The organism is Microbispora hainanensis (genome assembly GCF_036186745.1).
In the GTDB taxonomy this organism is placed as follows: Bacteria; Actinomycetota; Actinomycetes; order Streptosporangiales; family Streptosporangiaceae; genus Microbispora.
Genome location: NZ_CP108086.1, coordinates 4,331,464 through 4,354,269, shown reverse-complemented (window position 1 = coordinate 4,354,269; position 22,806 = coordinate 4,331,464). Strand labels below are relative to the sequence as shown.

Genomic DNA, 22,806 nt, shown 5'->3' with positions numbered 1-22,806 from the left:
CCTCATCAGTCCTCCTTCTCACTGTCCTGGGCATCGGGCGTGCCCAGGGGCGCCGCCCCGGGATATCCCTGGTCCTCCCCGGCCTCCCCGCGGGCGACGGCCCGGCCCTGCCGGATGCCCTGCTGGAAGCTGGAGAGTCTGCTGCGCACCCGCTCGGGCGAGAGCACGGGCGGGGGCGGCGGCGGGGCGGCCGCCGCTGCCGCGGCGGGCTCCGCGGAAGGGGTGGGAGCCGTGGCCGAGCCGGGCACCAGGTTGGCCTTGGGCACCCGCTTGGGCAGGCCGGACGAGGTGACCCCGCCCAGGGCCGGCTCGCTGGCCGCCTTGGCCGCCTGCCAGCCGGCGTCCGCCGGGGACGACCAGCTCCTGGTGTCGGCGGCGGACTCGCCGTCCGAGTCGTTCTTGTCCGCCGGGAGGTCGACCTTCTTGAACCAGTCCGACTCGACCGCTGCGAAGATCGGCAGGAACTCCTCCTCCGACTCCAGCGGCGAGGTCCGCACCACCGGCAGCGGGCCGGTGTTGTCGTCGCCTTCGAACCCGCCGCGGCCGGTCCGGCCGGGCCAGCCCGCGCCGTCGTCCTGCGACGCGCCGGGCCAGGAGCCGCCGCCTCCCGGAGGGGGCAGGTGGCCGGGCCAGGGCGTGTCCACGGGGGCCTCGCCGACATGACCCCGGCTGAACGGGTTGGTGTCGAAGGGGCTGGCGTCGAACGGTCCCGAGTCGAACGTCGCCGTCTCGAACGGGTCCCGCTCCGGCGCCGTCCTCTCGACCGGCGTCTTGTCGAAGGCCGCCCGGTCGAACGGCCCCGACTCGAACGGGCTGCGGGCGAACGGGTCGGACTGCCCGCCCTGGCCGAACCCGCCGGTGTCGAAGGGGTTGCGAGCGAAGGGATCGGACGGCTCGCCCGGCCGCCCCGCACCGCCCGCCTCGAACGGGTTGCGCGCGAACGGGTCGGCGTCGGCGCCGCGGCCCGGCGGCGGCTCGAACGGGTTGCGGGCGAACGGGTCGGGGTCGAAGCCGACGGTCTCCCGCGGGAACGACTCGAAGGGCCCGCGCTCGAAGGGATCCGCGCCCGGGGCGCCGACACCGGGCGCGTCCGCGCCGAACACCGGGGTGCGCGGCGGGTTCTCGAACGGCGTCGGGCTGGCGAGGGCCGGGGCGTTGCCGAACACGGAGGCGCCGAACTGCGGCCCGGTGCCGACCGCCGGCATCGGGCTGGTCAGCTCCGGCTGCGGCATGCCCGGCACGCCGGGGAACGCCGGGCCGGCGCTGGCCAGCAGCGCCTCGGGCAGCAGCACCATGGCCGTCAGGCCGCCGGTGTCCTGCTGGCGCAGCTGCACGCGGATGCCGTGACGCAACGCCAGACGACCGACCACGAACAGGCCCATGCGGCGGGACACCGACACGTCGACGACCGGCGGGTTGGCGAGCCGGTAGTTGGTCTGGGCCAGCTCCTCGGGGGTCATGCCGATGCCCTGGTCGCTGACCGAGATGATCAGGCCGCCGCCGTCGATGCGGTTGCTCGACACCGTGACCTTGGTGTCGCGGGGCGAGAAGGAGATGGCGTTCTCCACCAGCTCGGCCACGAGGTGGACGACGTCGTTGACCGACTGGCCGACGACCGACGCTCCGGCCTGCACCTGGATGTCGACGCGTTCGTAGCCCTCCACCTCCGACAGCGAGGCGCGTACGACGTCGACGATGGGCACCGGCTGGCCCCAGCGGCGTGCGGGCTCCTGTCCGGCGAGAACCAGCAGGTTCTCACTGTTGCGGCGCATGCGGGTCGCCAGGTGGTCGAGCTTGAACAGGTTCCCGAGCCGCTGCTCGTCCTGCTCGCCCTGCTCCAGGCCGTCGATCAGGGACAGCTGGCGTTCCACCAGCGTCTGCGTACGGCGCGACAGGTTCACGAACATCGCGTTGACGTTGCTCCGCAGCCGGGCCTCGTCACCCGCCAGCCGGATCGCCTCGCGGTGGACCTCGTCGAAGGCCCGCGCGACTTCACCGATCTCGTCGCGGCCGACCACCTGGATCGGGGCGATCGGCGGGACCTCGGCGGAGTCGCCGGCCTCCCGCAGCTTCTGGACCGTGTCGGGCAGGCGGCTGCCGGCGATCTCCAGCGCCTCGGAGCGCAGCCGCCGCAGCGGGCGTACGAGCGAGCGGGCGACGCCGGTGGTGACGAGCAGAACCGCGATCAGCAGGAGGGCGACGGCGACGGCCACGATGATGGCCCGCTGCTGCTCGTCGTCCTTCAGCGTCTGGCTCCGCGCCACGATGGAGGAGGTCAGCTTGGCCTCGACGGTGCGCATCCGGTTGATGGGCTGCGACATCGCGTCGTACCAGAGGCGCGTGTCGTCGCGCACGGACAGGTCCAGGCCCTTGAGCGGGAAGCCCGCGTTGGCGCGGTCGAGCACCAGCGTGCGGATGAACTCCGCCTGGTCTACCTGGCCACCTGTGACCGTGTTGTCGTAGTCGGCGCGTTCCGCGGGGGTGGCGCTCTTGCGGAAGGCGCGCAGGTCGCTGTCCTGGGCGGACACGGCGCCGAGGAAGTTCTGCAGCTGGGCCTGCTCGAAGCGGCCGTTGGGCAGCACCGTGGTCAGCAGGCCGCGCTGGATGGAGGCGCTCTCCTTCGCGCGGGCGAGCGCGGCCAGCGTGACGGACGAGGCGGCGAGCCGGTCGTCCTGCGTGCTCTTGGCCAGCTCGTCCTGCAGGGCCAGCAGGGTCTCGATGACGAGGGTGTACTGGTCGAGCACGGCGCTCGGCTGCAGGTTCCCCTGCATGGCCTGGCTCCGCAGGACCTCCACGCCGTCGAGCTTGCCGATGATGTGGTCGATCTCGTCGGAGGCGCGGGTGCTCACCTTCGTCCTGACCTCGTTGGCCAGGTTGCGTACGGCGGTGGCCGCCTTGTTGGTGAGCAGGGTCTGCGCCTTGACCGCGGCGGTCGCCTTCGCCGGATGGCCGAGCGTCGCGTTCCAGGCGGCGCGGTCGCGTTCCGACTGCAACTCGTGGGTGAGGCCCGCGACCTTGTCGACGAGTCGCGCCAGGTCACTGATCTGCTGATACTCGGCCGCCGTGTTCACCGACGTGACCACCCGCAGACCGCCGAGCAGCAGCGCCGCCGCGGTGGGGATGAGGATCAGCGCGACAAGCCTGGAGCGCACGCGCCAGTTGCGCAGGAGAAAACGACTACCCTCGTCGGGCTCCTGCTCAGCCGGAACCCCGGTCCCGGGGCTCTCGTCGGTCCGGGGGTCTTGTGTCCTCACAGGCTTTGCAACCTCTCGCAGTATGTGCGCACAGGGGGAGTGTCTCAGCACGGATGTGGCTGGCGTGACGTGCGAGACATCCTGCAGGCGAGGGTAATTGCAGCACACCGACACCAGGGAGGCCAACCGAACACCCGTGCACAAACAGCCTAGACAGGCATGTAGATGATGTTATTTGGTTAAATATCGGGTCAGCATCAATACCGAATTCTGCCCTGCCGGGTAGTCGCGGGTCCTGGGGATGAGGCCCCCGAAGGCAAAGAATCCCGCCCCGGCGCCGTGCCCTGGCCGGACGCCGCGAGGGCGGCACCCACCGGGATGCCGCCCTCGCCGCCCCGAGCCTCGGGGCGCGGTCTTCCTGGAACACGCCGTGTTCCGTCTCAGTACTGTCTGCCGTACGCGGCCCGGACGGTGAGCACGTATTCGACCAGGCTGATGAGCGTGGACTTGACGGCCTCCCGCGAGCGCGCGTCCGTACGGACGACGGGGACGTGCGGAGGCAGCGACAGCGCCTCACGGACCTCTTCTTCCGAGTGGAGGAACTGCCCCTCCCAGCCGTTCATCGCGACCAGGAAGGGAAGCTGGGCCTCCTCGAAGTAGTCGATGGCCGGGAAGCAGTCGGCGAGCCTGCGGCTGTCGACGAGCACGACCGCGCCGATGGCGCCACGGACGAGGTCGTCCCACATGAACCAGAAGCGGTGCTGGCCCGGCGTGCCGAACAGATAGAGGATGAGGTCCTGGTCGAGCGAGAGCCGGCCGAAGTCCATGGCGACCGTGGTGGTCGTCTTGTTCGGCGTGAGCCCGAGGTCGTCGATGCCCGCACTGGCGTCGGTCATCACGGCCTCGGTCGTCAGCGGCAGGATCTCGGAGACGGCACCGACGAAGGTCGTCTTCCCGACGCCGAACCCACCCGCCACGACGATCTTCGTCGAGGTAAGACCACGGCTAGAGCCTGCGTAGTCCACTGAGCACCCTTTCGAGCAGGTTGAGGTCTGGCTGTCCCTGGTTCAGCTGCGGCATGTGCAGGCGGACCAGACCCTCGTCGGCCATGTCGGCGATGAGCACGCGGGCCACGCCGAGCGGGACCCGGAGCAGTGCCGAGATCTCCGCGACCGATCGTACGGAACGACATAGCATCATGATTGATTCCTGCTCTGGGCTGAGCAGAGAATAATCGTTGCTCTTCAAGGTCACCGATGATACGAGGGTTTCCATCGCCATGTGGTAACGCGGCTCGGATCGGCCACCGGTGACGGCGTACGGACGGAACAGGGGCTCGTCCTCTGTCCCGTCACGATCACGCACGGCCCTCTCCTCTTGTCATCGCCGCGACGTCTGCAGCTCGGCGCGCAGCGCCGGAGTGAGCACCTGACCTGCTCGTTCGACGAGCAGGGTCATCTGGTAGGCCACCAGGCCCATGTCGCAGTCCGGTGCGGCGAGCACCGCGAGGCAGGAGCCGTCGCTGATCGCCATCACGAGCAGCAGTCCCCGCTGCATCTCGACGACGGTCTGCGTCACCGCGCCTCCCTCGAACACCCGCGAGGCGCCGACGGTGAGGCTGAGCAGGCCGGCGGCGACGGCCGCGAGCTGGTCGGCGCGGTCAGGCGGAAAGCCGTCCGATTGGGCCAGCCGCAGGCCGTCCGACGACACCACCACCGCATGCGCCACGCCAGGCGTGCTGCCGACGAACTCGGTGATCAGCCAGTCGAACCTGCGTGCTTCCACGCTCAGCTCAGTCACGAGCCCTCCTCCTCTTTACCCGACCCTTCGGCGAGCCCTCCGGCCGTCTCGGCCCGGCCTCGCCTCACACCCTGCTGGAAGCTGGACAGGCGGCTGCGCACCGCGTCGGCCGAGACCGGGGGGCGCGGGGCCGCGGCGGCGGGGCCGTCCGCGCCCACCGAACCCGGCACCAGGTTGGCCTTCGGCGTGCGCTTCGGCAAGCCCGCCGCGGTCACGCCGCCCAGCAGGGGGTCACGGGCGCTGGCCGCGGCCTGGAAGCCGCTGTCGGCCCGCGACCGCCACGCACCGGGGTTCCCGCCCTGCGCCTGCGGGGCGGCGGCGGGCCTCGGGGCGGGGCCGGAACCAGGCACCCTCGCGATCTCCCCGGTGGTCTCTCCGGGCTTCTCCCCGGCGTTCTCCGCGTCCGCCCCGGTCCGCGCCGCCGGCGCGGCCTGCGGGCCGGTGTCGGAGGGACGACGGAACCACGCCGACTCGACCGAGGCGAAGATCGGCAGGAACTCCTCACCCTGCTCCAGCGGCGACTCCTCCACCGACGGCAGCGACCCCGTGGCCGCCGCGGCGTCCTCGGCCGTTCCCGCGGACGACGCCGCACCGGGGAAGGCGTTCGGCCCGGTGCTGGACGGCGAGAAGGCGTTCGGCCCGGTGCTCGACGGCGAGAACGCGTTCGGGCCCGTGCTCGACGGGGAGCCCGGCTGAGGGAACCCCGTCGGCCCCGTGCTGGACGGCGAGAACGCGTTCGGCCCGGTGCTCGACGGCGAGAACGCGTTCGGGCCCGTGCTCGACGGGGAGCCCGGCTGAGGGAACCCCGTCGGCCCCGTGCTGGACGGCGAGAACGCGTTCGGCCCGGTGCTCGACGGCGAGAAGGCCGTGGGGCCCCTGGACGCGCCCCGCTGCGGCAGCGCGTTCGGCCCGGTGGGCAGCGACGGCCACGAGTGCTCCGAGCGGTCGTCGCCGCCCCCGCTCGCCGCACCGCCCTGCGAGCCACTCTGCGATCCGCTCACGGAGCCGCTCAGGGGGCCGCTCAGGGGGCCGCTCACGGAGCCGCCGGGGGATCCGCTCTGCGGTCCGCTTTCGGGGAACGACGACGGCCACGACGACCCGGGCTGCTCGCCGAACGCCGGACGGGGTATGTCGCCCTCCGGCGCCCTTCCGGCCCGGCCCGGCATCGAATGCGGCCCCGAGTGCTCGCCGAACGAGCTCTCCCCGTAGGCGCTGTCCCGGTAGGCGCTGTCCCCGTAGGCGCTCTCTGCGGGCGCGTCCAGCGTCGGCGCGCCGAACGCGGCGAACCCGCCCGTGCCGTTGCCGCCGGCTCCGCTCAGCCCGTTCCCGCCGGGACCGTTCCCGGCGGCGGCCGAGGGCCTGCGGGCTCCGACGCCGCCCGCCGCGCCGTTGCCCGGGCTCCAGGGTTCGAACGAACCGGCCCCCGGCGCGGCCGGGCCCAGCGGGTCCGGCTCGGCGAACGCCTGCCGCGCCGGCAGTCCGGACGCCGTCTGCCCGGCGGGTACGGAGGGACGCGGCACCACCGGCTGGTCGGCGTTGGAGATGAGCTGGGAGGGGAACAGCACCATCGCGATGACGCCAGCGCCGTCGCCCCGGCGCAGCTGCACGCGGATGCCGTGCCGCAGCGCGAGGCGGCCGACCACGAACAGGCCCATCCGCCGGGACACCGAGACGTCGATCGTGGGCGGCTCGGCCAGGCGGCGGTTGATCTCGGCGAGTTCTTCCGGCGACATGCCGATGCCCGCGTCGGTGACGCCGAGCATCACGGCGCCGCCCTCGACAGGGCTGGTGGAGACGACCACCTTGGTGTTGCGCGGCGAGAAGGCGATGGCGTTCTCGACCAGCTCCGCGAGCAGGTGGACGACATCGTTCGCGGCGTGCCCGGCGATCGCGATCGTCCGGGGGACCCGCACGACGACCCGCTCGTAGTCCTCGACCTCCGACAGCGAGGCGCGCACCACGTCGACCAGCCGGGCGGGCTGGCTCCGCTTGCGCGGCGGCTCGTGACCGGCGAGGACCAGGAGGTTCTCACTGTTGCGGCGCATGCGCGTGGCCAGGTGGTCCAGCTTGAAGAGGTCGGCCAGACGCCGGCCGTCCTCCTCGCCCCGCTCCAGGCCGTCGATCAGCGAGATCTGCCGCTCCACCAGCGTCTGCGTACGGCGGGAGAGGTTGACGAACATCGCGTTGACGTTGGCGCGCAGGCGGGACTCCTCGGCGGCCAGGCGCACGGCCTGCGTGTGGACCTCGTCGAACGCCTGCGCCACCTCGCCGATCTCGTCGCTGCTGTCGACCGGGATCGGCTGCACGTGGGCCTCGCGCTCGGGGTCCTCGGACTCGCGCATCTGGCGGACGATGCCCGGCAGCCTCCGCCCCGCGATGTCGAGCGCCTCCGCCCGCAGGCGGCGCAGCGGCAGCACCATCGACCGCGCGATGAGCACGGTCGTGACGAGCACGAGCACGAGGAGCGCGAGGATCAGGCCACCGGCGATGAGGGCGTTGCGCTGCTCGACCGACTGCAGGTCGCGGGCGCGGCTCTGCACCAGGTCCGACACGCGGCCCTCGACGGCCGCCATCTGCTCGATCGCCTTCGTGCTGTCCTGGAACCACGTCTGGGCCGTCCTGTCCCTGCTCCGATAGCGGCTGAGGGACTGGTTCTGCAGGCCGAGCGTGAGCGCCCACGACTTGGTCAGCTCGCTGTTGACCACGTCCTTGTCGCCGAGAAGGGTGACCAGGCGGCTCGCCTCGGCCGCCGGGGCCTCGGTGTAGAACGTCGCCAGGGCGCTCTGCTGACGCGACTGGGAGGCCAGGAAGTCCTCCAGCTCGAACGTGGTGAAGACCTGGTTGCGCTCCAGCAGCTCACGGGTGAGGATGGCCCGCTGCAGCGCGGCCTCCTCCTTGGCGTGGGCCAGGGCGCTGAGGGCGCGGAGGTTGCCCAGGATCGCGGCGTTGTCGTCGTTGTTGCCCAGTTCGTCGTGCAGGCGCAGGACGTTGGCGATCACGGCGCTGAAGTCCTCCGGCGCGCCGTTCTTGCGGATGCCCGCGAGGCTCGAGAGGCGGCTCTCGAGCTGCTGGGCCTGCTCCACCGCACGGGTGCCGTATTCCTCGTCGATGTTCTTGAGGTCGGCCTTCACCTGGGCGATGAGCGGGTCGACCGCCGCGCGCTGCTGGGCGCGGGTCACGACGGTCTCCCCGTCGACGTTGAACTTGCGGCTGGTGTTGCCGCCCCAGACGAACAGGTCGCGCTCGAGAGCCAGCTGCTCGGCCAGATCCCGCAGGTGCACCGAGTATTCCGCCGCCGACCTGGTCCGCTGGTAGGCCGTCAGGCTGTCGATCGAACCCACGACGCGGACACCGGCGAGGAGCACGGCCACGAGCGTCGGGGCGAGGATCAGCGCGGTCAGACGTGTCGGCACTCTCCAGTTGCGCGGCGAGAGACGACTCCGTCGCCTGCGGTTATCGGTATTCGACTGCTCCATGCTCACCGGCCCCGCCATCGTTCGGCCTGCCTTCACGCGTCTGGACAGCATGAAGTGACACAGCTGTATAAGCGGGGACAATTCGACCACAAGGTCACGACGGGGAGCGGCCCTACCCCTACCGCAGCACCCCAATTGTTACCAAGAGGTGAGGATCGTTACTTACGTCATCTGAGTGCCGCAAGCACGTGCTCTCGCACCTGGATCCGCTGTTGCTCATCGAGAATGGGACGACCCATTCGATCCGCCACATAGAAGACATCCACCGCTTCTGCGCCCAGAGTCTCCACACGCGCGGCGCGTACGTCAAGGCCGCAGTCGCCGAAAGCACGGCCGATCCGCCACAGCAGCCCGGGTCTGTCGTGCGCCCGCACCTCCACCACGCTGGCCGTGAGCGACGCGTCGTCCACCAGGGTGACCCGGGGCGGCGCGACCGGCACTCGCGACGGGCGCATCGACCTCGCCCGCCGGGCCAGGCGCTGCTCGATGTCGAGCCGGCCGGCCAGCACGAGGCGCAGGTCGGCCTCCAGCGTCGCCGGGTCGGGCGGCGTGCCGTACTCGGGGACGACGACGAACTCGATGACCGCCGTCGACCCGGCCGACGCGGCGGAGGCGGAGCGGACCGCCATGCGGTGCGCCGCGAGCACCCCGGCCGCCCGCCACAGCAGGCCCGGCCGGTCGGGCGCGACCACGGTGACCGCGCTCCCGTTCACCCGCACCGCGCCGCCGCCGTGCCGGGCGAGCGCCGCCTGTTCGGGGGAGAGCACGGGCGCGGGCATCGGCGGCGTGCCGGACAGCACCGACCGCACCCGCCGGACCAGGTCGGAGACCAGGGACGCCTTCCAGGAGTTCCATGCGGCCGGGCCGGTGGCGTTGCCATCGGCCACCGCCAGCGCGGCCAGCAGTTCGAGCACCTCCCGGGACCCGACGGCCTCCGCGACCCTGGAGATGGTGACCGGGTCGTCCAGGTCGCGCCGGGTGGCGGTCTCCGGCAGCAGCAGGTGATGACGCACCACGGTGGCGAGGATGTCCACGTCCGCCGGCGGCAGGCCCATGCGGGTGCCGATGTCCCTGGCGACGATCTCACCTGTGGTGGAGTGATCGCCCGGCCAGCCCTTGCCGACGTCGTGCAGGAGCGCCGAGATCAGCAGCAGGTCGGGACGGGACACCTCGCGGGTGAAGGCCGCGGCCCCGGCCGCGGTCTCGATGAGGTGCCGGTCCACGGTGTAGCGGTGGACCGGGTTGCGCTGGGGGCGGTGCCGCACCCGCTCCCAGTCGGGGATGAGCTTCACGAGCACACCGGCCTGGTCGAGCTCCTCCCAGACCGGCACGGCCGCGCGCCCCGCGCCGAGCAGGGCGACCAGCGCGCCGCGCGCCTCCGGAGGCCACGGCACGGGCAAGGGCGGCGACTGCGCGGCGAGCGCGCTCACCGTCGCGGGCGCGAGCGGCAGCCCGGCCTCGGCGGCGGCCGCGGCGGCGCGCAGCACGAGCGTGGGGTCGGTGCGCGGGTTGACACCGCGGGCCAGCACGACCTCGCCGCCGTGCTCCACCACGCCGTCGGCGAGCGGCCTGCGGCCCCGCGGCGCGGGACCGGTGAGCAGCCGGTCGACCGTCCGCCAGGTGGCGTCGAACGCGTGGGAGATGGTGCGCCCCGCCTCGGCCAGGCGGCGCATCAGCGCCTCGGCGTCCAGCAGGCCCAGTGTGCCCGCGACCGCGTCCTGTTCCTGGAGCACCAGGCGGTCGGTGCCGCGCGCGGTGACCAGGTGCAGCCCGTGCCTGATATCCAGCAGCAGCTCGTACGCCTCCCGGACCCGCGGGCCGGGGGCCGAGGCGACCCAGGCGGCGGCCACGGCCTGCATCGCCTGCACGTCGCGTAGCCCGCCCCTGGAGTCCTTGAGATCGGGTTCGAGCAGGAAGGCCAGCTCACCGCCGACCTCGGCGCGCTTGTCGGCCGAGGAGCGCAGCTCGGCGAGCCTGCGCCGGGAGTCGGCCCGCCACTCGGCGAGCACGGCCTCCCGTACGGCCCTGGTCAGCTCTGGGTCCCCCACGACGTGGCGCGCCTGGATCAGGCCCAGCACGGCCTTGAGGTCCTCCCTGGCGACCTTCACCGCCTCGTCCACCGTACGGACCGAGTGGTCGAGGCCGATTCCGGAGTCCCAGATGGGATACCAGATGCGGTCGGCGATCTTCGCCACATCGTCGCGGCCGTCGTGCAGCAGGACCAGGTCGAGGTCGCTGCCCGGGGCGAGCTCGCCCCGCCCCAGGCTGCCGACCGCGACGAGGGCGACCCCGCTGATCCCGTTGGGAGCGGCCCCGCTGTGTCCGATTCCAGTGGGGCCGATCCCGTGGGAGGCGGCGGGGCCACGCTCGTCGGGGAAGCCGCCCTTCCCTCCCGATCCGCCCTCCCGCGCGTACGGCCGTGTCGCCGCCGTGCGGAACAGATCGGTGAGCCATCTGTCGATGTCCGCGGCCCTGTCCTTGCGGACCGCGGCGAACGAGCGCGCCTCCCCTCTCATCATCCGGTTACAGCGCCTCCGGCCCGCGCTCCCCGGTGCGGACCCGGACGACGGTGTCCACGGGGACCGACCAGACCTTGCCGTCGCCGATCTTGCCGGTCTGGGCCGCCTTGACGATGACGTCGATGACGTCCTCGGCGTCGTCCTCCTCGGCGAGGACCTCGACCCGGACCTTGGGCACCAGGTCGACCTGGTACTCGGCGCCGCGGTAGACCTCGGTGTGGCCGCGCTGACGGCCGTAGCCGCTGGCCTCCGAGACGGTCATTCCCTTGATGCCGAACTGCTCCAGGGCGGCCTTCACGTCGTCCAGTTTGAACGGCTTGATGACTGCGGTGATGAGTTTCATGCGTCGACCTTCTTCGCAGGCGCGGGCACGGGCCCGTTGACTGAGGCCACTCCCGAGGAGTGGACGGTGCCGAGGTCGTACCCGGTCTCGGCGTGAGTCGTGATGTCGATGCCGGTGACCTCGTCCTCCTGGTTGATCCGGAAGCCCATCGTCTTGTCGATGATCTTCCCGATGACATACGCCATGATGAAGGAGTAGAGGCCGACCGCGACAGGACCGAGGGCCTGCACGCCGAGCTGCGAGATCGGGCCGCCGTAGATGAGGCCCTGGTTCTGGCCGTCCGCGAAGGGGTAGCGGGCGATGATACCGAGCGCGACCGCGCCGATCGCGCCGCCGACCAGGTGCACGCCGACCACGTCGAGCGAGTCGTCGAAGCCGAGGCGATACTTCAGGCCGACCGCGTACGCGCAGACCGCGCCGGCGACGAGGCCGAGCACGAGCGCCGCCCACGGGTCGATGAAGCCACAGGCGGGGGTGATGGCGACGAGGCCGGCGACGGCGCCGGAGGCGACGCCGAGGGTGGTGGAGTGGCCGTCGCGCAGCTTCTCCACGAGGATCCAGGCACCGGCGGCGGCGGCCGTGGCGACCTGGGTGTTCATGAAGGCGAGGCCGGCGGTGCCGTCGACGGCGAGCTCGGAGCCCGCGTTGAAGCCGAACCAGCCGAACCACAGCAGACCCACGCCGAGCAGGACCAGGGTCAGGTTGTGCGGCCGCATCGGGTCCTTGCGCCACCCGGTGCGCTTGCCGAGCACCAGCGCCAGCGCGAGGCCGGCGGCACCGGCGTTCACGTGGACGACCGTGCCTCCCGCGAAGTCCTCGATGCCGAGGTTCGCCAGCCAGCCGCCGCCCCAGACCCAGTGGGCCACGGGGAAGTAGACGATCGTCGCCCAGGCGAGGCCGAAGACGACCCACGCGCCGAACTTCGCGCGGTCGGCGATGGCGCCGCTGATGAGAGCCACGGTGATGATCGCGAAGGTGAGCTGGAAGGCCGAGAACACCAGGCTCGGCATACCGGTGCCGTCGTCCGCGGTGGGCGTGTCGATCAGGCTCTGCAGGCCAAGGGCGTCTCCCCCGCCCACGAGCTTGTTGATGAAGTTGTCACCGTCGCCGAAGGCGTCGAAGGCCAGCGAGTGGCCGTACAGGACCCAGGCGAGGGTGATGGTGATGATGCTGACGAAAGACATCATCATCATGTTCAGGACGCTCTTCGCCCTGGTCATGCCCCCGTAGAAGAACGCGAGCCCGGGCGTCATCAGCAGCACCAGAGCGGTGGCTGTGATCATCCAGGCGGTGGTGCCGGTATCGATCTTCACCGACGCGGCCCTCCTTACATTTGGCGTATGGCCGTTATCACTCCCGCAGTGACTTCCTCCCGGGCAACCTCGGCCGGCTGGCGCACTGACGTTGGCGACAGCGTGTTCTTCCGCCGTTTCAGCCCACGACCATGTGTGTTTCACATGTGTGAAACTCGCCACCACCGTGTTTCGGGCCTGTTTCGGATGTGTCTGGAACGACAAAACGCGCACCCCCAAAGAGGGTGCGCGTCACGATGCCCTGCTCACAGCAGAGCTCTGGCCGACTCGTAGACCTTGCCCAGCGCGGTCATCAGCTTGCGGATCTCGGCCTCGGTGAGCCCGGCGGTGATCTTCTCCTCCAGGCCATGGCGCTCGGCCGCGACCGGCTCCCGGAGCGCTCGGCCCGCGTCGGTCAGCCAGAGCCTCACGAGCCTGCTGTCGCGGCCGTCGCCGCCCTCGTGCTGACCGAGAACGGCCACGAAGGCCGGACCTACACCCTCACCGGCGACGAGACGTTCACCATCGCGGGGCAGGTCGAGAGCATCGCCGCCACCATCGGCCACCGCCCCCCGGCTTCTCCGACTGGTGCGCCGGAAACGCGCACGCGCTGGGGCTCGACGGCGAAGCCTCGTAGCGGCGAGGCGGCCGGCACGCGGGGCGAACGCCCGCCCCGCGTGACGAACCGGCCGGTGTGGGGGCGCGTGTTACGCGGCGCTGGCCATCTTGCGCAGCCGCACCAGCGCGTCGCGCTCGATGCGCCGGGCGCGGTCACGGCCGATGCCGTAGCGCTCCCCCACCTCGGTGAGGGTGTGCTCGCGGCCGTCCACCAGGCCGTACCGCCAGCGCAGCATCTCGCGCATCTGGCCCTCCAGGCCGGTCAGCCACTCCTCCAGGCGCTCCTTCTCCAGCGTGGCCATGGCCTGCTGCTCGGGGTCCGCCCAGGTCTCGTCGGCGATCATGTCACCGAGCTCGGTCTCGTCCTCGTCGCCCACGCCGAGCTGGAGGGAGACCGGGTCGGAGGCCCAGCGGCGCAGCTCCTGCACCCGCTCGATCGGCAGGTCGAGCACCTCGGCGAGGTCGGCGTCGGTCGGCTCTGCGTCGAACTCCGCCAGCATGTCCCTGCGCACCCGCATGAGCCGCGTCATCTGCTCGCCCGCGTGGGTGGGCAGCCGCACCGGCCGCGCCTGCTCGTGGATCGAGCGGCCCACCGACTGCCTGATCCACCAGGTGGCGTAGGTCGAGAACTTGTATCCCCGGCGATAGTCGAACTTCTCCACCGCGCGGACCAGACCGAGGTTGCCCTCCTGCACAAGATCGATCAGCGGCATTCCCCGTCCGGAGTATTTCCTCGCGACCGCGACCACGAGGCGCAGATTGGCCTGGATGAATTCGTCCTTGGCCCGCCGTCCCGAGATCGCGATTCGCTCCAGCTCCTCGTCGGTCGCATTCGCGATCTTCGGCTCGGGCCGCCCGCTGTCGAGCAACTGCTCGGCGAACAACCCCGCCTCGATACGCTTGGCCAGCTCGACCTCCTGCTCCGCGGTCAGCAAGGGGACGCGGCCGATCTCGGCCAGATATGTCCCGAGCAGATCCCGGTCAGAGATGTGCTGTTCCTGCGTCCGATTCCCCGTCGCCATCCGATGGCACCTCGTTCCGCCGCCGCGATATGCAATATGTGAGCCGGTGAGCCGGACGTGTCCGCCCCGTTCGGCACGGTCCCCGGCTTCCTGCTTCTGACCCGGACAACGGCCGGTCCATGGCAAAGATTCCCCAAACGGATACGACCGGGGAATGGTTTCGGTTTCCTCCCTGAGGAGGATGCGCGGCCGGGAAGAAAGGCGTTTACCCAGGTTGCGCGGGTCTAAACGAGGCGGCGCCCCATTCGCCACACCTGCGCCACCAGCGGCACTCCGGGCCGGTACGCGAGGTGGACGTACGACGGCGCCTCCAGGATGACGAGGTCCGCGCGGGCGCCGACGCACAGGGTGCCCACGTCGGTGCGCCGCAGCGCCCGTGCGCCGCCACGGGTTGCCGCCCGCACGGCCTCGAGCGGCGTCATGCCCATCTCGCGTACGGCGAGAGCGACGCAGAACGGCATCGAGGTGGTGAACGAGGTGCCCGGGTTGCAGTCGGTCGCCAGGGCCACCGTGACGCCCGCGTCGAGCAGCCGCCGCGCGTCCGGGTAGGGCGACCTGGTGGAGAACTCCGCGCCCGGCAGCAGGGTGGCGACCACCCCGGAGGCGGCCAGCGCGTCCACGTCGGCGTCATCGAGATGGGTGCAGTGGTCGGCGGATGCCGCCCCCATCTCGCAGGCCAGCCGCACGCCCGGCCCCGGGCCGAGCTGGTTGGCGTGCACCCTGAGCTGCAGCCCGGCCTTGCGGCCCGCCGCGAGCACCTCCCTGCTGTGCTCCTCGCCGAACGCGCCGCGCTCGCAGAACACGTCCACCCACTTGGCGTACGGCGCGCACGCCTCCAGCATCGGGCCGGTCACGAGGCGGACGTAGTCGTCGGCGCACGCCTCCGGCGGCACGACGTGCGCCCCGAGGAACGTGGTCTCCTCGGTGAACTGGCAGGCGATCTCCAGGCTGCGGCGCTCGTCGTCCACGGTGAGGCCGTAGCCGCTCTTGATCTCGAACGTCGTCGTGCCCTGCATGGCCATCTCCGACACCAGCAGAGCGGTGGTGGACACCAGCTCGGGGATGGTGGCCCGGCGGGTGGCCTCGACGGTCGAGCGGATGCCGCCCGCGGTGTAGGGCCGTCCGGCCATCCGCGCGGCGAACTCCTCGGTGCGGTCGCCGGCGAACACCAGGTGCGCGTGGCTGTCCACGAACCCCGGGATGACCGCGCGCCCTTCCACGTCGACCTGCTCGTCGGCGGCCGGGGCGTCGGCGGACCGGCCGATCCACCGGACCACCCCGTTCTCCGCCACCAGCGCGGCGTCCTCGATCTCCTCCCGCTCGGGGTCCGCCGTGTACAGCGATCCGATCCCCGTGTAAACGACTGATGTCATGCCGCTCGGCCCCACGTTTCCTGATCCTCGCCACCCCGTGAACGGCGCAAACCTCACCGGTTGAGCGGGGCGAGCGCCTCGCCCAGCAGCGCGCCGACGTCACCGAGCACGTGCCGTCCGTCCTCCACGATCCGCCGTCCGCCCGCGACCACCGAGTAGACGTCGGCGGAGGTGGCGGCGAACACCACCGCCTCCACCGCAGTCGCCTTGGTGGCTCCGGCCGTACGGACCGAGTCGAGCCGGACGGAGACGAGGTCGGCCCAGGCCCCGGGCACCAGGCATCCGGCGTCGGGGAAACCCAGCGACGCCTGCCCGATGGCGGTCGCGGCGTTCAGGAGCTGCTCGGCGTGCCAGTGCCCGCGCTCGCCGGTGACCAGCCGCTCGTCCAGCTCCACCGCCCTGGCCTCCTCGAACAGGTCGATGACCGCCTGGCTGTCGGTGCCGAGCGTGACGGGCGATCCGGCGTCCAGCAGCCTGCGGGCGGGGCCGACGCCGTCGGCGAGGTCGCGCTCGGTGGTGGGGCACATGCACACGTGGGTGGTGGAGCCGCCGAGCAGCGCCACGTCCACGTCGGACAGGTGGGTGGCGTGCACCGCCGTCGAGCGTGGTCCGAGCGCGCCGTGCTCGTGCAGCACCTGCACGGGCGTGGCCGAGTAGAGCTCGACGCACGCCTCGTTCTCCGCCGGCTGCTCGGAGACGTGCGCGTGCAGCGGCGCGGTGTGCCGGTGGGCGAAGTCGACGACCACGGGCATCTGCTCGGGCGGCACCGCGCGCACGGAGTGGATGGCCGCGCCGATCTCGACGTCCTCCTCGCCCTCGTACACCTGGGCGAGGTCGTCGGCCCTGGCGGCCCATCGATCGGCGTCCCCGTCGCCGAAGCGCAGCTGGGTGCCGGTGAGGGCGTCGCCGATGCCGCCGGTCAGATAGCAGGTGTCGAGCAGGGTGATGCGCAGCCCGGCCCTCCTGGCCGCCTCGACCAGCGCGTGGCCCATCGCGTTCGGGTCGGCGTACGGCCGCCCCCCGGGTCCGTGGTGCAGGTAGTGGAACTCGGCCACGGTGGTGATCCCGGCGAGCGCCATCTCGGCGTACGTCGCGGTGGCCAGGTCGAGGTAGCTGTCCGGGCCGAGCGCCTCGGCGACCGCGTACATCCGCTCGCGCCAGGTCCAGAAGCTGCCGCGGCCGGTCTGGGTGTGGCCGCGCAGGGCGCGGTGGAAGGCGTGGGAATGGCAGTTGGCCAGGCCGGGCAGGGTGAGCCCGGCCAGCCGTACGGCTCCGGGTGGAGGCGCCGCCTCGGGCCTGACCTCGACGATGCGGCGGCCCTCGACGCCGACGACCACGCTCTCCACGATCTCGCCGGGCGGCAGCCACGCCATCTCGCACCAGTAGGTCACGTGCACCGGTCCTCCAGATGGGCGGCATGGCGGTGATGCCACTGTAATGAACATCCGTCCCGCGCGCCTCGCGGGGGCGTCAGCGGGTGGGTCCCCCAGCCGGCCGCACGGTGATCTCGGTGACGTGGGCGTCGGGCGTCGCCGTCACCGCGGCCAGCACGGCCCGCGCCACCGACTCCGGCTCCAGGTATCTTCCCGGCTCGTACGGCCCGCCCTCCTGGGCCCGGATGGCTCGTTGCATGTCGGTGTCCACCCGCCCGGGGAAGATCGCGGTGACCCGGACGCCGTTGGCGTGCTCCTCCTCGCGCAGCGTGTCGCCGAACGCCCGCAGGGCGAACTTGCTCGCGGCGTAGGCGCCCCAGTTGGGGTTGGCCCGCTGCCCGGCCCCCGAGTTGATCAGCACGACGTGCCCGCGTGCCGCGCGCAGCGCGGGCAGCAGCAGCCGGGTCAGCTCGGCGACCGCGATGACGTTGACCTCCATCAGCCGCCGCCACTCGCGGGCGGGGGTGTCGGCCAGGGGCCCGACACTGGCGACGCCCGCGCTGTGGACGAGCACGTCGAGCCGCTCGATCCCCTCCACGTCGGCGGGGGTGAGCTCGGTCAGCTCCACCGCCCAGGGGCGGGCGGCGGGCAGTTCCGCGCACAGCGCGTCGAGCGCCGTGCCGTCCCGGCCGCCCAGGAAGAGGTCGTAGTCGGAGGCGAGGGCACGGGCGATCGCCGCCCCCACACCCCGCGAGGCGCCGGTGATCAGAGCCGTGGGTCGCATGGACCTCACCTTAGAACGCCGCGCGGATCTTGCCGCACACCGCGTGGCGCGTTTCCGGCCGGCCGGGTGCGGCGGGCGTTTCACCGCCCCGGGCGCAGCGTCTCGGGGGTGGGGCGCTCCAGGGTCAGGGCGTAGCGGTGGTGGGGGTAGCGGTGGTCGGCCGGGCGCACCCGCACCTCGCCGGCGGAGGCCTCCAGGATCACGCAGCGATACCACTCGCCGTCTTCGAGGAACTCCCACTGCCCGGCGAGCACGTCGAGCCCGGCGCGGCGCACCTCTTCCTCCGCCCGCTCGTACGGCCCGGCCGGGCCGATGGGGTAGCCGAAGACGGTCAGCGGCTCCCACTCCCCGCCGGTCCGCCGGACGTATCCGAGCAGGGCGCCGTCGTCGTCCCTGCGGATCTCGTGCCTGTCTGTCTCGCGGTTCATGGTTGACTACCATACTCAAACTTGTATACAAATTTGAATATGTCATCGACGCGAGTGCTGATCCTGGGCGTGCTGCTCGATGGGCCGCTGCACGGCTACGAGGTGCGCAAGAAACTCGAACTGTGGGGCGCCCAGCACTGGGCCAACATCGCCTTCGGCTCGATCTACCACGCCCTCGGGAAGATGGCCCAGGAGGGCCTGCTCGAAGTGGTCGGCGACGACCGGCCCTCCGGCCGGGGGCGGACGGTCTACGGCATCACGCCCGAGGGACGGGCCGAGTTCGACCGGCGGCTCCGCGAGCACTGGTCGGAGATCATGCCGATCGTCGACCCGTTCCAGGTCGCGCTGACGTTCATGGACCGGCTGCCCAAGGCCGATCTGCCGGCGATCGTGCGGGAAAGGGCCGAGCTGCTGCGCGCGGGGTTCGCGAGCTACGAGCGGGCCCGTCACGCCAAGCGCGCGGCGGGCGCCCCGCGGCACGTGGACGAGTGCCTGGAGCTGACCGCGGCCGAATTCCGCGCCCAGCTGGAGTGGCTGGAACAGGCCGTCGAGCGCATCGAGCACGACGACCTTCCCTGACCGACGAGGAGCCGAATGTGATCATTGAAGCGCGGGAGTTACGCAAGACCTACCGCCCTCGCGGCCCCCGTGGGCGCCGTGGCCGCCGCGGCGGCCCGGCCGCCGAGCCGGTGGAGGCCGTGCGCGGCGTCGCCCTCGACGTCGCCGAGGGCGAGATCTTCGGGGTGCTCGGCCCGAACGGCGCGGGGAAGACCACGACGATCCGCATGCTGGCCACGCTGGTCGCGCCCACCGGCGGCACCGCGACGGTGGCCGGGCACGACCTGCTGGCCTCCCCCGAGCAGGTGCGGCGCCGCATCGGGTACGTCGGCCAGGCCGGCGGCGTGGACGAATACAACACGGCCAGGGCCGGCCTCATGCTCGCCGCCCGGGTCAACGGCCTGACGGCGGCCGAGGCCACCACCCGCACCGCCGAGGTGCTCGCGGCGTTCGACCTCACGACACTGGCCGACCGGCCGGCCCGCACCCTGTCGGGAGGCCAGAAGCGGCGGGTCGCGATCGCGCTCGGCCTGGTGCACCGGCCGCCGCTGCTGTTCCTCGACGAGCCCACCACCGGCCTCGACCCGCAGAACCGGGCCAACCTGTGGGACCAGATCAAGGCGCTGCGCGACGCCGGGACGAGCGTCCTGCTCAGCACCCACTATCTGGACGAGGCCGACGCGCTGTGCGACCGCCTCGTCATCGTCGACCACGGGCGCGTCGTCGCGGCCGGGACGCCCGCCGAGCTCAAGCGCGAGATCGCCGGGGATGTCGTGTCCCTGCGGGTGTCCTGCACGGACGAGGCGGCGCGGGTGCTGGAGGGCCTGCCGTACGCGCGGGAGGTGCGGGCCGGCGGCGACCTGCTGCGCGTCTATCTCGACGACGGCGAGCGGGCACTGCCGCACCTGATGGCCGCGCTCACCGGGCACGGCCTGACCCTGGAGTCGGTCGCGCTCGAACGGGCCACGCTCGACGACGTCTTCCTGCACAAGACCGGCCGCTCGCTCCGCGACGCCGCCTGAACTCCACTCGAAAATCACCCGCCCGCGGAAAGACACGCCGACGGAAAGACGCAGCCATGCTGAAGCACACCGGCCTGTTCCTGGCCTACGAGTTGCGCAACACCGCCCGCAATCCGATCTGGCCGTTCTTCGGCCTCCTCCAGCCCGTCCTCTATCTGCTGCTGTTCGCCCCGCTGCTGGCCAACACCATGCCCGGCGTGCGGGACGAGCGGACGCTCGCCATGTTCACCCCCGGCGTGATGGTGATGATCGCGCTGTTCGGCTCGTTGTTCGTCGGCTTCGGCATGATCGCAGAGATCCGCACCGGAGTGCTCGAACGGCTCGCCGCGAGCCCGGCGAGCCGCCCGGCCATCGTCCTGGGCCGGACACTGCGCGACATGATCGTGCTGGTGGCGCAGGCTCTGGTGATCATCGTGGTGGCCCTGCTGATGGGCATGCGGCCCAGCCTGCCCGGCGTCGCCCTGATGCTCGTGCTCATGGCCCTGACCGGTCTTTTCGCCTCCGGCCTGTCGTACGGCCTGGCCCTCGCGGTGCGGGACGAGAACGGCATGTCGCAGATCCTGCAGTTCTTCGCGCTGCCGCTGATCCTGTTCACCGGCATCCTGCTGCCGATGTCGCTCGCTCCGGCGTGGATGCGGACGGTGGCCCAGGTAAACCCGCTCTATCACGCGGTCGAGGCCGGGCGGGCGCTGTTCGCCGGCGACCTCGCGGACGGCCACGTGGCGCTCGCGTTCGTCCTGATGGCGGTGCTCGCGGTGCCCGCCCTGGCCTGGTCGGTCCGCTCCATGCGCCACCTCGCCGGATAACCGGGTAGCCGGATAACCGGCAGCCTGTGAAGCGTGGCGGAGCGCCCCGGCATGGCCGGGACGCCCCGCCTCCGACCCTGGTCACCGGACGCGCCCGCACGCGCGACAGCTCCGGCAACCGGGCGGTGGTGAAGGAGAGGTTACGCACCACCGATCTTCCCGGTCTCCGGTCGAAAGAAGCTGTGGCCCGGTGTAAGGGCTGCTCACGGCTTCGCCATCGGCGTCTGCGGAGATCACGGGCACCGGTCACGCGGGGATCTCGGACACCGGTCGGCCGGACTTCGCGGACGCCGGTCAGGACGGACATCGCGTGCGTCGGTCGGACGGGCTTCGCGTGTGCCGGTCGGACGGACATCGCGTGTGCCGGTCGGCAGGACTACGCGGACGCCGGTCAGGACGAGACGAGGAACTGCGTGGCGGCCAGCTCGCGGTAGAGCTCGTCGGCCGAGACCAGCTCGTCGTGGGTCCCCCAGGCCCGCACGCGACCGGCCTCCATCACCACGATCCGGTCGGCGCCGGTCACGGTGGACAGGCGGTGGGCGATCACCAGCACCGTGGTCTCGCGCGCCACCTCCGCCACGACCTCCCGCAGCCGCACCTCGTTGACCGCGTCGAGCTGTGAGGTCGCCTCGTCGAGCAGCAGCAGCCGGGGTTTGCGCAGCAGCGCCCTGGCGATGGCGACCCGCTGCCGCTCGCCGCCCGACAGCAGCACGCCGCGATGGCCGACCGGCGTCTCCAGTCCCTCGGGCAACCGCTCGACCAGGTCGTCCAGGCGCGTACGGGCGAGGGCGCGGGCGACCTCCTCGTCGGTCGCTCCGGGCGCGCCGAAGACGAGGTTCTCCCGCAACGTCCCCGCGAGCACGGGGGCGTCCTGCTCGACGTAGCCGAGCATGGCCCGCAGCTCGCCGAGCGGCCACTCGCGGATGTCGCGCCCGCCGACGGTGATCGTCCCCTCCTGCGGCTCGTAGAACCGCTCGACCAGGCCGAACACCGTCGACTTGCCCGCGCCCGAGGGGCCGACCAGCGCGGTCATGCCGCCCGCCGGCACCTCGAACGTCACACCCTGGTGGACCACCGGCCGGTCGTCGCCGTAGCGGAAGACGACCCCGGAGAACGTCACCCCGACCGGCTCGCCCCCCGCCCGCGCCGCCGGGGCGGCGGGCTCGGTGCGCAGCGTGGCGATCTCCTGGATGCGGGTCACCGCGGCCAGGCCGTTCTGGATCTGCGTGAGGCTCTGCACGATCTGGCCGATCGGGGAGACCAGATAGAACAGGTACATCAGGAACGCGATCAGGGTGGAGATCTCCATCTGCCCCGACGCGACCCGCGCGCCGCCCACCCCCAGCACCGCGAGGAACGCGAGCTGGATCGACATCCACGCGCCGATCCCGGCCAGCGAGGTCCACGCGGCGGCGGCCACGCCCCGGTCGCGCGCCTCGGCGGCCGCCGTGCCCACCGTCGCGATCTCCCGCGCCTCCGCGCCGCTGGCCTTGACCGTACGGAACGCCTGGAGGGCGCGGTCGAGCATCGAGCCCATCTCGCCGAGCGCCACCTGTGCCTGAAGGGAGGCGCGGCGGATGCGCGGGGCGATGACCACGCCCAGGAGCCCGACCAGCGCGACGACGGCGAGCGTGACGACCAGCAGCAGGCCGTCCATGATCGCCATCATCACGGCGGCGCCCAGGAACGTGAACACCGAGCCGACCAGCGAGGCCAGCGCGTCGGTGCACACGGCTCGCAGCAGGGTGGTGTCGGAGCTGACCCGCGACAGCAGGTCGCCGGGCTTGAGCCGGTCGACGTCGGAGACCGTGAGCCGCAGGATGCGGTCGACCAGGCCCCGGCGCGAGTCGAGCACGATGGTCTCGCCCATCCGCTCCAGCAGGAACCGCCCGGCCGCCGAGATCAGCGCCCCGGCCAGGACGGCGGCCGACAGCCCGAGCACCGGGCCGGCCAGTGCGCCGCCCGCGCCGAACGTGTCGATCACCCGCTTGGCCATGACCGGCATGGCGAGCCCGGTGAGGCTGCCGACGAGGCTGAGCACGCCGCCCAGCAGCAGCACCCGCCGGTGGGGGCGCACCTGGTCGAGCAGCAGCCGCCAGGCGGCGCGCTCCCCTAGTGACGCCTTCGGCCGTGGCGCGGGCCGTCCCCCGTCAGGGCCGTCGCCCTCCGTCCCCATGGAGCCCCCTCCGCGAGCACTG

At 72.0% G+C, this 22,806-nt stretch carries 18 protein-coding genes; 3 read left to right on the top strand and 15 right to left on the bottom strand.

The genetic code is table 11. The features are described 5' to 3' along the window. Nucleotides 1-5: 5 nt before the first annotated feature. From OHB01_RS20415 to OHB01_RS20350, 14 genes are all read right to left on the bottom strand, one after another. The gene (locus OHB01_RS20415) at nt 6-3,152 is read right to left on the bottom strand and encodes a nitrate- and nitrite sensing domain-containing protein (protein WP_168065828.1); all 3,147 of its coding nucleotides are present in this window, start codon (nt 3,150-3,152) and stop codon (nt 6-8) included. Between the two features lie 482 nt (nt 3,153-3,634). Beyond that, the gene (locus tag OHB01_RS20410; RefSeq protein WP_260617195.1) at nt 3,635-4,171 is read right to left on the bottom strand and encodes a GTP-binding protein; all 537 of its coding nucleotides are present in this window, start codon (nt 4,169-4,171) and stop codon (nt 3,635-3,637) included. A gap of 28 nt (nt 4,172-4,199) precedes the next feature. Beyond that, a complete protein-coding gene (locus OHB01_RS20405; protein WP_030510865.1) occupies nt 4,200-4,559 on the bottom strand; it encodes a DUF742 domain-containing protein in 360 nt (119 codons plus the stop codon). 15 nt (nt 4,560-4,574) lie between these two features. Continuing rightward, a complete protein-coding gene (locus OHB01_RS20400; RefSeq protein WP_142647064.1) occupies nt 4,575-4,994 on the bottom strand; it encodes a roadblock/LC7 domain-containing protein in 420 nt (139 codons plus the stop codon). Further along, complete coding sequence (locus OHB01_RS20395; protein ID WP_328855815.1) at nt 4,991-8,407, bottom strand: nitrate- and nitrite sensing domain-containing protein; 3,417 nt, start codon at nt 8,405-8,407, stop codon at nt 4,991-4,993. Before OHB01_RS20395 ends, OHB01_RS20400 begins: the two co-directional genes overlap by 4 nt. Before the next feature lie 230 nt (nt 8,408-8,637). Further along, the gene (locus tag OHB01_RS20390; RefSeq protein ID WP_240971306.1) at nt 8,638-10,989 is read right to left on the bottom strand and encodes a [protein-PII] uridylyltransferase; all 2,352 of its coding nucleotides are present in this window, start codon (nt 10,987-10,989) and stop codon (nt 8,638-8,640) included. A gap of 4 nt (nt 10,990-10,993) precedes the next feature. Then, the gene (locus OHB01_RS20385; protein WP_030510869.1) at nt 10,994-11,332 is read right to left on the bottom strand and encodes a P-II family nitrogen regulator; all 339 of its coding nucleotides are present in this window, start codon (nt 11,330-11,332) and stop codon (nt 10,994-10,996) included. Beyond that, nucleotides 11,329-12,645: an ammonium transporter gene (locus tag OHB01_RS20380; protein WP_142647066.1), complete on the bottom strand. Its 1,317-nt coding sequence runs from the start codon at nt 12,643-12,645 to the stop codon at nt 11,329-11,331. The genes OHB01_RS20385 and OHB01_RS20380 overlap by 4 nt, the downstream gene beginning before the upstream one ends. 245 nt (nt 12,646-12,890) lie before the next feature. After that, nucleotides 12,891-13,106 (bottom strand): MarR family winged helix-turn-helix transcriptional regulator, encoded by a 216-nt coding sequence (locus OHB01_RS20375; protein WP_147944459.1) that lies wholly within the window; start codon nt 13,104-13,106, stop codon nt 12,891-12,893. Between the two features lie 225 nt (nt 13,107-13,331). Further along, entirely contained in the window at nt 13,332-14,264 is a 933-nt protein-coding gene (locus OHB01_RS20370) for a sigma-70 family RNA polymerase sigma factor (RefSeq protein ID WP_142647068.1), read from the bottom strand. Between the two features lie 224 nt (nt 14,265-14,488). Continuing rightward, nucleotides 14,489-15,637, bottom strand: a complete 1,149-nt coding sequence (hutI, locus tag OHB01_RS20365) for an imidazolonepropionase (protein ID WP_142647069.1) — start codon at nt 15,635-15,637, stop codon at nt 14,489-14,491. 53 nt (nt 15,638-15,690) lie between these two features. Next, nucleotides 15,691-17,034: a formimidoylglutamate deiminase gene (locus OHB01_RS20360; RefSeq protein ID WP_260617196.1), complete on the bottom strand. Its 1,344-nt coding sequence runs from the start codon at nt 17,032-17,034 to the stop codon at nt 15,691-15,693. Between the two features lie 73 nt (nt 17,035-17,107). Further along, nucleotides 17,108-17,794: an SDR family oxidoreductase gene (locus tag OHB01_RS20355; RefSeq protein ID WP_142647071.1), complete on the bottom strand. Its 687-nt coding sequence runs from the start codon at nt 17,792-17,794 to the stop codon at nt 17,108-17,110. A gap of 80 nt (nt 17,795-17,874) precedes the next feature. Next, entirely contained in the window at nt 17,875-18,222 is a 348-nt protein-coding gene (locus tag OHB01_RS20350) for a hypothetical protein (protein WP_142647072.1), read from the bottom strand. A gap of 39 nt (nt 18,223-18,261) precedes the next feature. Between OHB01_RS20350 and OHB01_RS20345 the strand changes: the two genes are divergently transcribed. The 3 genes from OHB01_RS20345 to OHB01_RS20335 are packed head-to-tail and all read left to right on the top strand — an operon-like array spanning nt 18,262 to nt 20,608. After that, on the top strand, nt 18,262-18,801 hold the full coding sequence (locus tag OHB01_RS20345; RefSeq protein ID WP_142647073.1) for a PadR family transcriptional regulator: 540 nt from the start codon (nt 18,262-18,264) through the stop codon (nt 18,799-18,801). A gap of 17 nt (nt 18,802-18,818) precedes the next feature. Next, nucleotides 18,819-19,802: an ATP-binding cassette domain-containing protein gene (locus OHB01_RS20340; RefSeq protein WP_328855814.1), complete on the top strand. Its 984-nt coding sequence runs from the start codon at nt 18,819-18,821 to the stop codon at nt 19,800-19,802. A gap of 56 nt (nt 19,803-19,858) precedes the next feature. Beyond that, nucleotides 19,859-20,608 (top strand): ABC transporter permease, encoded by a 750-nt coding sequence (locus OHB01_RS20335; RefSeq protein WP_142647075.1) that lies wholly within the window; start codon nt 19,859-19,861, stop codon nt 20,606-20,608. Between the two features lie 391 nt (nt 20,609-20,999). Here OHB01_RS20335 and OHB01_RS20330 read toward each other — a convergent pair whose 3' ends face one another. After that, nucleotides 21,000-22,784 carry an ABC transporter ATP-binding protein gene (locus OHB01_RS20330; protein ID WP_328855813.1) on the bottom strand — a complete coding sequence of 595 codons (1,785 nt, stop codon included), beginning with the start codon at nt 22,782-22,784 and terminating at the stop codon, nt 21,000-21,002. Nucleotides 22,785-22,806 lie beyond the last annotated feature (22 nt).

Coding starts and splice junctions, on each gene's coding strand:
- OHB01_RS20390 (WP_240971306.1), bottom strand. CDS start 10,989: ATGATGAGAGGGGAGGCGCGCTCGTTCGCCGCGGTCCGCAAGGACAGG.
- OHB01_RS20385 (WP_030510869.1), bottom strand. CDS start 11,332: ATGAAACTCATCACCGCAGTCATCAAGCCGTTCAAACTGGACGACGTG.
- OHB01_RS20370 (WP_142647068.1), bottom strand. CDS start 14,264: ATGGCGACGGGGAATCGGACGCAGGAACAGCACATCTCTGACCGGGAT.
- hutI (WP_142647069.1), bottom strand. CDS start 15,637: ATGACATCAGTCGTTTACACGGGGATCGGATCGCTGTACACGGCGGAC.
- OHB01_RS20355 (WP_142647071.1), bottom strand. CDS start 17,794: ATGCGACCCACGGCTCTGATCACCGGCGCCTCGCGGGGTGTGGGGGCG.
- OHB01_RS20350 (WP_142647072.1), bottom strand. CDS start 18,222: ATGAACCGCGAGACAGACAGGCACGAGATCCGCAGGGACGACGACGGC.
- OHB01_RS20345 (WP_142647073.1), top strand. CDS start 18,262: ATGTCATCGACGCGAGTGCTGATCCTGGGCGTGCTGCTCGATGGGCCG.
- OHB01_RS20335 (WP_142647075.1), top strand. CDS start 19,859: ATGCTGAAGCACACCGGCCTGTTCCTGGCCTACGAGTTGCGCAACACC.
- OHB01_RS20330 (WP_328855813.1), bottom strand. CDS start 22,784: ATGGGGACGGAGGGCGACGGCCCTGACGGGGGACGGCCCGCGCCACGG.